Origin of the sequence: Enhygromyxa salina (genome assembly GCF_002994615.1) — a bacterium.
Lineage (GTDB): Bacteria > Myxococcota_A > Polyangia > Nannocystales > Nannocystaceae > Plesiocystis > Plesiocystis salina_A.
The window spans coordinates 1-11,497 of sequence record NZ_PVNK01000157.1; the positions used below are offsets into that span (position 1 = coordinate 1).

9 protein-coding genes are annotated in these 11,497 nt (G+C 68.4%); 6 read left to right on the forward strand and 3 right to left on the reverse strand.

Going from position 1 to position 11,497, the window contains the following annotated elements; translation table 11 throughout:
* Positions 1-524 precede the first annotated feature (524 nt).
* The 3 genes from ENSA5_RS17160 to ENSA5_RS17170 all read right to left on the reverse strand — a co-directional run bounded on the left by ENSA5_RS17160 (position 525) and on the right by ENSA5_RS17170 (position 3,980).
* Positions 525-2,153: a hypothetical protein gene (locus ENSA5_RS17160; RefSeq protein ID WP_106392752.1), complete on the reverse strand. Its 1,629-nt coding sequence runs from the start codon at positions 2,151-2,153 to the stop codon at positions 525-527.
* A gap of 485 nt (positions 2,154-2,638) precedes the next feature.
* A complete protein-coding gene (ribA, locus tag ENSA5_RS17165) occupies positions 2,639-3,244 on the reverse strand; it encodes a GTP cyclohydrolase II (protein WP_258182884.1) in 606 nt (201 codons plus the stop codon).
* 1 nt (position 3,245) lies between these two features.
* Positions 3,246-3,980 carry a Fic family protein gene (locus ENSA5_RS17170; RefSeq protein ID WP_181197849.1) on the reverse strand — a complete coding sequence of 245 codons (735 nt, stop codon included), beginning with the start codon at positions 3,978-3,980 and terminating at the stop codon, positions 3,246-3,248.
* Between the two features lie 204 nt (positions 3,981-4,184).
* Between ENSA5_RS17170 and rsmH the strand changes: the two genes are divergently transcribed.
* The 6 genes from rsmH to ENSA5_RS17200 all read left to right on the forward strand — a co-directional run bounded on the left by rsmH (position 4,185) and on the right by ENSA5_RS17200 (position 11,203).
* Positions 4,185-5,144 carry a 16S rRNA (cytosine(1402)-N(4))-methyltransferase RsmH gene (rsmH, locus tag ENSA5_RS17175; RefSeq protein ID WP_106392754.1) on the forward strand — a complete coding sequence of 320 codons (960 nt, stop codon included), beginning with the start codon at positions 4,185-4,187 and terminating at the stop codon, positions 5,142-5,144.
* Entirely contained in the window at positions 5,141-5,725 is a 585-nt protein-coding gene (locus tag ENSA5_RS36045) for a hypothetical protein (protein WP_146155797.1), read from the forward strand. The genes rsmH and ENSA5_RS36045 overlap by 4 nt, the downstream gene beginning before the upstream one ends.
* Positions 5,722-7,947 (forward strand): PASTA domain-containing penicillin-binding protein, encoded by a 2,226-nt coding sequence (locus tag ENSA5_RS17185; RefSeq protein ID WP_106392755.1) that lies wholly within the window; start codon positions 5,722-5,724, stop codon positions 7,945-7,947. Before ENSA5_RS36045 ends, ENSA5_RS17185 begins: the two co-directional genes overlap by 4 nt.
* Positions 7,948-8,549: 602 nt before the next feature.
* Positions 8,550-9,044 carry a hypothetical protein gene (locus ENSA5_RS17190; protein ID WP_146155798.1) on the forward strand — a complete coding sequence of 165 codons (495 nt, stop codon included), beginning with the start codon at positions 8,550-8,552 and terminating at the stop codon, positions 9,042-9,044.
* A 45-nt stretch (positions 9,045-9,089) separates the two neighbouring features.
* Positions 9,090-10,331 (forward strand): S1C family serine protease, encoded by a 1,242-nt coding sequence (locus ENSA5_RS17195; RefSeq protein WP_106392757.1) that lies wholly within the window; start codon positions 9,090-9,092, stop codon positions 10,329-10,331.
* Between the two features lie 2 nt (positions 10,332-10,333).
* Positions 10,334-11,203, forward strand: a complete 870-nt coding sequence (locus ENSA5_RS17200) for an RCC1 domain-containing protein (RefSeq protein WP_106392758.1) — start codon at positions 10,334-10,336, stop codon at positions 11,201-11,203.
* The last annotated feature ends 294 nt before the right edge of the window (positions 11,204-11,497 follow it).

The following is an 11,497-nucleotide window of genomic DNA, read 5'->3' on the forward strand; positions in this document are numbered from 1 at the left end:
TGGGCGTTGGCGACTCTGCCACGCACGGCCGCAAGCGGCCGGTCGTTCGGTCGCTGCGCTCCCTCTCTCGGTGGGCTGGTATGAGCTTGGCCCTCGAATGCGTGGCCCCCTGAGAGGGGGCTCATGGCCTTTAGACCCCCCTGGGCGTTGGCGACTCTGCCACGCACGGCCGCAAGCGGCCGGTCGTTCGGTCGCTGCGCTCCCTCTCTCGGTGGGCTGGTATGAGCTTGGCCCTCGAATGCGTGGCCCCCTGAGAGGGGGCTCATGGTCTTTGGACCCCCCTGGGCGTTGGCGACTCTGCCACGCACGGCCGCTGCGCGGCCGGTCGTTCGGTCGCTGCGCTCCCTCTCTCGGTGGGCTGGTATGAGCTTCGCCCTCGAATGCGTGGCCCCCTGAGAGGGGGCTCATGGTCTTTGGACCCCCCTGGGCGTTGGCGACTCTGCCACGCACGGCCGCTGCGCGGCCGGTCGTTCGGTCGCTACTTCCAGACCGCCGCATGCAGAGCAAAGCTGACGTGGGGCGTATCAGACCGACTCGAGCAGCGTCGCGTAGACCTTGACCTTGTCGCGGAGATAGCCATCGAGCCCACGCAGGTCGGGCTGAAGGTGGGCTGTGAACTCGATGACATGACAGGCTCGTCGAATCACCTGCTCAATCGCCTTGGCCTCGTCCGAGTTTGCGTTGGTGACCGCGCACGGCTCGTACTCTTCGAGGATGATGTCGGGACGAACGCTGGCGAGTTGGACGAGACCTCGTGAGAGCGGCTGACCAAAGCGCCGCGCGAGCTGAGCCTCGTAGCCGACGCTTCGGTTCCGCCCCGCGTCTCGAAATTGTGTCTCGAAATCGGATAGGGCCTCACCTCCGGCCAGCGCTCCGACGTCCGCGTCGAGCTTGGCAAACGCTTGTTGGGCACTCTTTTTCGCGGGGCGAGTGTCACCGATGCTCGGAAGCATGCGCATCAGATGGACGAGGCGGTCGCAGATGGGGTCGTCGTCGGGCCCATTAATGAGCCACCAGGTGGCCTTCATGTCCAGCGTGACCCACCGAAGCGTGAACTCCGACTCGAGCAGCTCGGCTCGGCGCGCGTAGGCATCATCGTCGGCCGACAGCGCGGACGCCCATTGCTGGCGGAACAGCCAGGCGCCGACGTGCTCGCCGCGATCCTCGTCATCAGGCTGCAGCTCGAGGTCGGTGATGTAGCTGTGGACCGTGAGCGGATCCGAGCCCAGCGTGACGAGGGTCAAGAGGTTCTTGTTGGCGGGACGGCCCGGGCGGCTCGACGAGCTCGACCCCAGCGCCCGATCGATGGCATTGAACGCGTCGAGGAAGCCACCTTCGCCCTGCAAGGTCCGAAATGCTTGGCGTTTTTCGCTCGGGCCGCCACGGTCGAGGCAGTACCAGTAGCTCCGGCGATTGAGGCGGTTCGTGTTGGTGCGGACGATCTTCTCTTTGAGGGCCGGATCGGGCAGCGGCAGCTGCAGGATCCGAGACAACCCTGCATGCCAGCGTTCGAGCTCGCTGTGCAGCTTCTCGAGGAGCTCGGTGTTGTTGGACAGCAGCACGAACAACGAGCGCTGGAAGTCGCCGCGGCAGTCTTCCACGAGGCGCTGCGCGACCGACTCCAACACGGTCTCGGACTGGTTGTCAGCTTTCAGGCGCATGTACTCGCCCTGTGTGAGCTCCGCCCACTCGCGGACGAACCCGTCACGATGGGCGTCGTCGACCAAGAACACCCGCATCTCGTGGGTGTCGCCGGAGGCGAAGGCCCGCTCATTTGCGAGCCATCCGCTCGCTGGGGTGACACGCCGCAGAGCGGTAGTCTGGGCGGCCTGTGCTCCGACTGAGGGGTCCATGGGCACCCCGCCAGCGAGGACGAGCCAGAGGTTCTCGTCCGGGTTGGACACCGGGCCGCGGACGACCTCTTTGAAGTCGTCTTCGACCGTGCGCGCGAACAGCGTCTTACCCGTTCCTTGCTGACCGTGGACGAGCAAGATCGCGGCGCTCTTGCGCGCATAGACGGCCTCGAAGGCGCGGCGAAATTCGACGGAGAGTTCGCGCCAGTGTTCGAGGTGTACGCGGTATCCGTCGAAGCGATTCTGCTCGAGAAATTCCGCGCGCTCGGGAAAGAGCAGCAGCTGGTACAACTCGCGCATCTGAGGGGAGGCCCCGGAACGGCGGCGGGTTGCCATCAGGCGAAGCTACCACAGCGCTGCTGGACACCTGTGGGGGGGGTTTAAAGACCATGAGCCCCCTCTCAGGGGGCCACGCAGACCGTTGCGAGGCACACCAGGGCCCACCGAGCGAGTTTAACGAGCGACCGGCCGCGCAGCGGCCGTGCGTGGCAGAGTCGCCAACGCCCAGGGGGGTTTAAAGACCATGAGCCCCCTCTCAGGGGGCCACGCAGACCGTTGCGAGGCACACCAGGGCCCACCGAGCGAGTTTAACGAGCGACCGGCCGCGCAGCGGCCGTGCGTGGCAAAGTCTAAGGTGAGCAGGGGGGTCGAAAGACCATGAGCCCCCTCTCAGGGGGCCACGCAGACCGTTGCGAGGCACACCAGGGCCCACCGAGCGAGTTTAACGAGCGACCGGCCGCGCAGCGGCCGTGCGTGGCAAAGTCTAAGGTGACCAGGGGGGTCGATTACAGCTCGTGGCCCATCTTGGCCTTCTTTGTGCGCAGGTAGCGCACGTTCTCATCCCGCGGCTCGCTGAGGATCGCCTCGCGCGCCACGACCTCGACCCCGTTGGCCTCCAGCCCCTCAACCTTCAGCGGGTTGTTGGTGTGGAGCACGATCGACTGGACCTCGAGCGCGTGGATCATCGCGGCGGCGATGTCGTAGTGGCGCAGGTCGCCGTCGAAGCCGAGGTGCAAGTTGGCCTCGAGGGTGTCGTAGCCGGCGTCTTGCAGCTCGTAGGCCCGGACCTTCTCGGCGATGCCGATGCCCCGGCCCTCCTGGCGCATGTAGAGGATCAGCCCGAAGTTGTCGGCGGCGACGCGGTCGAGGGCGAGCTCGAGCTGGTCGCGGCAGTCGCAGCGCAGCGAGCCGAACACGTCGCCGGTGAGGCACTCGGAGTGGACCCGGGTCGGGACCGCGGTGGCGCCAGCGATGTCACCACGGATGATGGCGACGTCGTCGAGGCGCGCGCCCTCGGAGTCCGTGAACGAGACGACCTCGAAGGTGCCGTGGCGGGAGGGGAGGCGGGCGCGAGCGTAGACCCGGACGATAGGCGGCGTGGCTCCGGCCAACTCAGAAGCCCCGGCTGGAGTCGACGATGCCCTGGTAGAGCTTGTTGCTTGCGACCATGCCCTCGCGGATCGAGTCGACCACGAGCTCGAGCAGCTCGTCCTGATCGCGCTGGAGCGTGTCGTAGTAGCGGTGGCGATCGACGTGGTGGACGATCGCCGGCCAGTAGCTCTCGTTGATCAGGATGTGGTTCATGGCCAGTCGAGCCACGCGTCCGCTGATCTCGGGCCACGGCAGGATCCGGATGATCTCGCGGTGCACCTCGCACGCGAGCTCGATCGGGTGGGCGCGCTTGCACTCCTCGGTCCGAAACCAGTCGGTCAGCTTGCGCATGCGGTAGCTGATCTTGTCGGCCTGGGCGAGGTCGTGAAAATACATCCGGTGGATCGGGTTGTCCTTGCGGTACTGGACCTGATCCTTCTTGTCGGCCGGCAGCAGGATCTGGTGGAGCCGCTTGAGCCAGTCGAGGTTGAGGGTCAACCGCTTGCCCCGCGACTGCAGGATGTAGTCGATGCCCTCGTACAGCGACGCGATGTGGTTGTAGGCCGGGATCAGGCTCGGCGTGCTGATGATCTCGGGATCGATCGCGGCCTTGATCTCGGCGACCGACAAGACCGTGCCCTCGAGCGCGAAGTCGTGGAAGATCCACGACATCCGAAACCGCTCATCAAAGGCGGCCCGCTGCTTCGGACCGAGCATCCCGAGCTTCTCGAGCAAGAGCTCTGAGGCCTCGTGCAACTGGCGAAAATTCCTCGTTCGCGGCGCCATCAGGCTTCCTCTCGCATCGCGAGCCCCAAACCGGGGGCGGAAGCTACTCTTCGCCCACCGCAGGGTCAACTCGCGTCAGGTCTCCTGTACTCGGAAACACGCCTGACGTCTAAGTCTTGGTGATTCCAGCGCAAATTTTGACGCGTTGAAGCGTTGCTGGCACGAGGGAGGACGGTGGCGGAATTCCACGTCAGCGTGCTCGCCGAGCAGCTCAGCGCCGCGGTCGCGCCCGCGATCAACGCACATCCCGAGGCCGCGGTCGTCGACGCGACCTGTGGCGCTGGCGGACATACAGCCGCGATCCTGGGCCGCGGACGCCCTGCTCGCGTGATCTTGATTGATCGGGATCCCGCGGCCCTCGCCCATGCGCGGACGCGCCTCGCGGGCTCCGCGTGCCCGCTCGAGTTTCGCCACGCGCGCTTCTCGGAGCTCGGCAAGATCCTCGACGAGCTCCAGATCCCCCAGATCTCCGCGCTCATCGCAGACGTCGGAGTATCCTCACACCAGCTCGATGCTGGGGAGCGCGGGTTCTCGTTTCGCGCGGACGCGCCGCTCGACATGCGCATGGACCCGACCCGCGGGCAGACGGTGGCCGAGCTGCTCGCGACGATCGAGGTCGGCGAGCTCGCGGAGCTGCTTCGTCGCTTCGGTGAGGAGGCCGAGGCTCGGCGGATCGCCGCGGCGATCGTCGCCGCGCGGCCCGAGACGACCGGGGCGCTGGCGAGCGTGGTCGAGAACGCGATGTCCGGCCGCGCTCGGCGGGCGCTCGGCAAGCGCATCCACCCGGCCACGAAGACCTTCCAGGCCCTGCGGATCTTCGTCAACGCCGAGCTCGACGAGCTCGAGGCGCTGCTCGAGGTCGGCCCGCAGCGCCTGTGCGTCGGCGGGCGCATGGCCGTGATCAGCTTCCACTCCCTCGAGGACCGGATGATCAAGCGCCGCTTCGCCGCGCTCAGTCGAGCGCCGCAGGTCCCGCGCGAGCTGCCGCTGACGGCCGCGCAGCTGCCCAAGGCCAGCTACGCGGTCCCGGCCGGGTTTCCGCGCAAGGGCGTCCAGGCCGACGAGGCCGAGCGCGCCCGCAACCCTCGCTCCCGCAGCGCGCGACTGCGGGTCATCGAACGTGTGATGCCATGAGCTTGCTTCGTCTTCGCCGGCCCCCCGAGCAACCCCAAGCGACGACGACCGTCGTGACCCTGCCGCGCTCGCGACGGCGCGCGCAGGGGAGCAACGCCGCGGCCGAGCGCCTGCGTCGGCAGCAACGCCAGGCCGACGCCGAGAAGGCGCGACCGCACGGCTGGGGCCGGGCCGACGACCCCGAGTTTCAGACCGGGCAGCGGCCGAGCTTCCTCGATCGGCGCCGGGCCGACGGGACGCCGCTGCTGCTGTTCACCGTGCTCGCGGTCCTGACCGGGGTCGGGCTCGCGCGGGTCGACTCGCGGATCGAGATCCTCGACGTCGCCAACGAGATCACCGAGCTCAGCGAGGATCACCAGCGCCTGCTCGATCGCAAGCGGCGGCTCGAGACCGAGCGCGCCTACCTGCGACGGCCCGCGCGGGTCGGCGAGCAGGCCGCCGCGCGCCTCGGCATGGAGCCCGCGCCGCCCGAGCGAATCCAGCGCATCGAGCTGCTCCCAGCCAAGGAGCCCGTGCCCGTGCCCGAGCCCGCGCCCGCGCCCGCGCCCGCGCCCGCGTCCGACCAGGGGAGTCAGCCATGAGCAAGGTCCGCAAGAACATCGACTTGATTGCGAAGCACGGCCTCGGCTTGTTGCGGCGGAACAAGGTGCGGGGCGAGGCGGCGGACGCCGGGGACTCGGACGCCGCCGCGGCCAAGCCCGGGCGAAGGTCATCGAAGCCGCGGGCGGCGTGGCGGATGCCGAAGCTGTCCGAGCTCCAGCCCCTGCCCGAGCTGCCGCAGCTGCCCGAGATGGCCAGCGATCTGCGCTCGATCCGGCGTCGCTCGGCGGTCGTCGGTGGCCTCGTGATCGCCGGCCTCCTGGGCATGGGCTGGCGCGCGTGGGGCATCTGCGTCGACCACCACGCCGAGTACGCGGTCCAGGGTAACCGCCAGCAGCTGCGGACCTACACCCTCGCGGCCAGCCGCGGCAACGTCGTCGATCGCAACCATATCTCGCTCGCGGTCAACGATCGGCTCGAGCGCATCGTCATGAACCCGCGCCTGATCCGGGCTCACGGCAAGACCGACGAGGTCCTCGAGTTTCTGCTCAGCATGTTTGGGCCCGACCAGGCCGAGTACATCGCCGCCGAGCTCGACCGCGACAAGGCCTACCGCAAGCTCCGGCTCAACCTCGACGAGGACAAGGTCGCGGCCGTGCGCGCGGCCAAGCTGCCCGGCATTCGCCTCGAGCAAGATCCCCACCGCGTCTACCCGCGCGGCTCGCTGGCCGCCCACGCCCTCGGTCGCGTCAACGCTCAGGGCCAGGGCAACCTCGGGGTCGAGCTCGGCCTCAACGACGAGCTCGCCGGGCGCGAGGCCAGCTCGCCCGCCTACTACGCCGCGTTCGGCGGCGTCGGTCACAAGCTGCTCGTCGACGGTCACCCCGACCACGGGGTCTCGCGCGGGCACACGGTGGTCTTGACGATCGACTCGGCGATCCAGGCCATGGCCGAGGAGGAGATCGACACCCTGGTCCGCAACTGGCATCCGGTCGGCGCCAGCATCGTCGTGCTCGATCCCAAGTCTGGCGAGGTCCTCGCCCTCGTCAACCGTCCGACCTTCGATCCGAACCACCCGGTTGCGAGCGCCTCGCAGACCGTCAACCTCGCCGTCCAGACCGCCTACGAGCCGGGCTCGACGCTCAAGGCGATCACCGTGGCCGCGGCCCTCGAGCAGGGCACGATCCGCCCGGACCAGACCTTCTTTTGCGAGGAGGGCCGCTGGCAGTACACGCCGCGCCACGCGATCCGCGACACCAAGCACAAGGGCTGGCTCGACGTGACCGAGATCCTCGCGGTCTCGTCGAACATCTGCACGACCAAGATCTACGAGACCCTGGGCAAGGAGTCGCTCTATCGCTGGATCCGCCGGTTTCACTTCGGCGAGCGCCCCGGCATCCAGCTGCCCGCGGTCACCCCCGGCCTCGTCGCCGACTGGCGCAAGTGGTCCGACATCCAGGCCGCCAACGTCAGCTTTGGCCAGGGCATGAGCGCGAGCCCGCTGCAGGTCGCGGCCGCGTTCTCGGCCCTCGCCGACGGCGGCGTCTACCACACCCCGACGATCGTCTCGCAGGTCCTCGACGCCGACGGCGAGGTGGTCTGGGATCAGCGCCGCGACGGGGCCAAGAGCGAGCGAATCGTGCGTAAGGCGACCGCCGACACCGTGCTCGACATGTTGACGGCGGTGGTTCAGACCCGCAGCGGGACCGGCAAGAAGGCCAAGATCGAAGGCTACGAGGTCGCCGGCAAGACCTCGACCGCGCAAAAGGCCAACCCCGAGGGCGGCTACTTCGAGGATCAGTACTACGCGAGCTTCATCGGCGCGGTCCCGGCCGACGACCCCCGGCTCGTGATCCTGGTCTCGGTCGACAACCCCGAGGGCGGCCACTACGGCAACGAGGTCGCCGCGCCGGCCTTCTCGCGCCTCGGCGCCCGCGCGCTCGCCTACCTCGGCGTGCCCGGGAGCGACGGCAAGGTCCCGGTCCTCGATCCGATCGCGCTGGCCGAGGACGCCCCCGCGCTCGTCGAGGGCTTCATCCCCGACCTCGACGTCCAGCCGCCGCTGCCCGGGCACCGGGTCGTCGAGTTCACGACGGGGCTGCCGGACTTTACCGGGCTGACGCTGGTCCAGGCCCTCGCCGAGGCCGACAAGGCCCATGTGGATCTGCGCGCGGTCGGGACCGGGCTGGCGGTCGGCCAGAGCGTGCCGCCCGGGCCCGTGCAGGCGGGCGCCGAGGTGCTCGTGCATTTTCAGCCGCTGTAAAGGGCTGCTAGCACGTAACCTCAGACGGCCGCGGCAGACCCCCGCGGCCGTCAGCGTCTCTGCCACGCACGGCCGCAAGGGTCCAAGGTCGTTCGGATGCGTGGGCGGAGTTCGAGATCTCGAGTTGACCACTCTCGTGCTCTTCGTTGTGCGCGAGGGATAACCACGTTGTGGGTGCAGCCAATTGACGTCGGGTCCGGCGACCCCGTCGGCGTCGGTTTGGTCGAGACGCACGAGCGGTCGTCGACTCCGCGGTGCCGAACTTCGTTCCGGGTGACGAGGACCTTCGAAGCCGGCAAGCTCCGAACCGGCCCATTGGCTTGGGGCCGATCACCCGGCACTGGCGGCCGCGAGCGACCCGAGGGAGGCCCGCTCGGCCTGCGAATGCACGGTGGTGGCCGAAAGCATTGACAAGAAACCCATAATTACGAAGTAGGGGGGCGCGGCATTGACAAGCAATCCATAACTGCCGAGAGTTTGACATGCTGCAACCATTTTCAGCTCTCCTCGTATCAGCCGCCCTGTCGGCGACGACGCTCGGCCTCCAGATCCCACCCGCGCCGCCTACCGGTCCGACGCCGGCCGCCGAGCCTGCGCCGGCTGTGAGTCCGGTCCCCGCTGCGGATCCGACCCCGGTGGTCGAGCCCGCGCCGCCGCAGCCCACCGGCCCGGTCGTCCACGTCATCGAGCACAAGCCAGACGCGAGTCGAGGCGTGCTCAAGCTCGTCCGGCACCACAGCACCTCGACCCAGGCGGTCACCGCCAACGCGGTCCTCATCACCCAGCTCTACGACGAGATCTGTTCGATGCCCTGCGGCGTCCCGGTCGATGTCTCTGAGCGCCCGGTGTTCTACTTTGTGCGCGACGGGAACCCCGTCACCAGGGGTTTTCGCCTGACCGGAGAAACTGGCGAGATCACGCTGCGCGTCAAGCCCCTCAAGCAGGGCCTGTACATGGCGGGGCTCTACCTGACCGTCACTCTGATCTTGCCTGTGGGGATTCCGATGCTCGTCGCCGGTGCCCCCAAGGTCTGGGTCGCCGACGGCAACCCCGAGAACCATGGTGACTTCTACAAGCTCCCCAAGGCGAAATTTTGAGCCCCTGCCATTGTATGTCGATCGGATTCGCGAGAGGCTGATCCCGTGAAACGTCCGAGATTTTCCGCGCGCCAGGTTGGCTACTTTGTTGGACTCCTCGGGGTGTTGGTCCCTGAGCTCGGGAGCGCCCAGCAGCCGCCAGCGGATCCGTCTCAGGCGGCCGCGCCGGTCTCCGGCGCGACACAAAGCGATGCCGCGGCTGAGCCCCCCGCCGGGCCGACCCCCGGCGCGTCCAACCTGCCCGCGCCGACGTGGTCGGGTAGCCTGAGCATCCAACGCTGCACCAACCCGGCCCCGCAGCTCCCCCTGCAGACCGAGTTCGCCCTGAGCGCGACGCTCATCGTGCGCGTGCCGGGGGCGATCGGCAGCGCGGTGCTGATCTCACCTGACGGCTTCGCGCTCACCGCGGGCCACGTCGTGGGTGACAACCAGACCGTAAGCCTCCTGGCCTATGGTGGGGCCGAGATCACGGGGCAAGTCGTGCGCGTCGACGCGGTCCAGGACATCGCGCTGATCAAGGCCCACGTGGCCGATGGCGCGCCCTGTCTGTCCCCCTTTCGTCAGCGGGTCCCGCTCGGCTCGGACGTGTTCGTGCTCGGGAGCCCGGCGGGGGAGGAGCTGTCCTTCTCGGTCGCCAAGGGCATCGTCAGCGGGTACCGCAACCTCGGCGGGCAGCAGTTCGTCCAGCTCGACGCGGCGGTGAACCCCGGAAACTCGGGTGGCCCCGTCGTCAGCACCAGCGGCGAGGTTATCGGCATCGCCAGCTGGAAGGTCGCCGACGTGACGATGGAGGGCCTGTCCTTCGCCGTCCCCAGCGACGTCGCGATGTCCAGCCTCGAGCTCGAGTTCGCCGACGCGAGCGCGGCCGACTGGATCTCGGCCGGTGGCCGTCGCGTCGCCAGCCCGCGCCCGGCCCCGGGGGCGAGCGCGGACGTGGACCTCACAGCGAGCCCGAACCCGGCGCCGAGCTCAGTCGACCGAGCCATGGTCAGGCGCCGCGCGGTGCGGACCAGCTTCATCGTCTCGGGGTCCGTCCTCCTGAGCGTCGGCGCGATCGGTGCCGCGGCCACGGGCGTCGCCTACTACCTCGACTTCGACAGGCGGATGTCGACGAGGGGGTGGACGGGCCTCCTGGTTGGAAACACGGCGAGTTGGGTTCTGGTCGGGACCGGGGCCGCGGCCCTCCTCACCGGTATCGTGCTCCCGAAGCGGCCCAAGAAGGCGCGCGAGACCGGGCTGAGCGTCGTCCCCACGCTGGGCGGCGCGGTCATGACGGGGAGCTTCTAACAATGCGACTGAGCTCGATTTCCCTCTCCCTCGTCAGCGGTCTGGCCTTGCTCGGGTCGGGCTGCCTCCTGCTCGTCGACCCGCCCACCCTCACCGGCACCGGTGGCAGCGACGCGCCCGAGACCGGCTGGGAAGATCTCGCCGCCCACAACGGGAGGGTCTGTGCCCTCGATGCCGACGGCGCCATGTGGTGTGGCGACGGCGTCGACATGTGGTTCGAGGACGCGGGCCCCTTCGTCGACATCAGCGGGGGCGCCGGGGGCATCTGCGCCGTCGAGCTCACAGGCGCGCTCAGGTGTGGGTTCAACGGTGCAGAGGGCTTCGAGCTGACCGAGACCTACGTCGAAGTCAGCGGGAGCACCCTCGCGGGCTGTGGCCTCAGCGACACCGGGGTGCCCCGGTGCTGGCCAGAGGCGACCACGAGCACGGGCTCCTTCGACAGCGTTGGGGCCGGAGATTATTTCGCGTGTGGCCTCGCGTCCAGCGGGAAGCTGACCTGCTGGAGCGTCGATGGGGTGATCTTCGACGAGGCCCTCGAGGATGTCCCTGGCGGCAGCTACACGCAGGTCGATACCTATGATCATGTCGGCTGCGCGATCTCGTCGAACACGGGCGACATCTCGTGCTGGGGCTACGACTTTGATGAGATCTTGCCGGGGCCTCCCTCGGCCTCTTACGTCGATCTCGACATCGGCTCCGGCGGCGCGTGTGCGGTCAGCGATACGGGCGCGATCGTGTGTTGGGGTGAGGGGACGAACGATCCAAACAACCCCGAGTTTTTCCCGCCGACCGAGTCCTTCGTGCGTGTCAGCATTGGCTGGGGTCTCACCTGTGGCATCACCGTCGACACTCGCCTGATGTGCTGGGGCTGAGCTTCGTCGCCCTGCTAGCAGCCCGGGGTGCAATGCCTCGCGCCGGAATGTTCGCCGAGGGCTTTGTCGCCAAAACTTGCAGTACGCCCGGTACAGCGGCGTTTTGGCTTCGCGCCCTCGGCGAAATTTCCGGCGCGAGGCGACACGATGCATTGCACCCCGGGCTGCTAGCAGCCCGGGCTGCTAGGAGACTGGATCGCCGCTCCAGGCGGGTTGTCAGGGCGTCGAGATCATCGCCCACAACCCGTCGCCGCCGACGATCAGATCGCCGACGCCGTCATCGTTGAAGTCGGC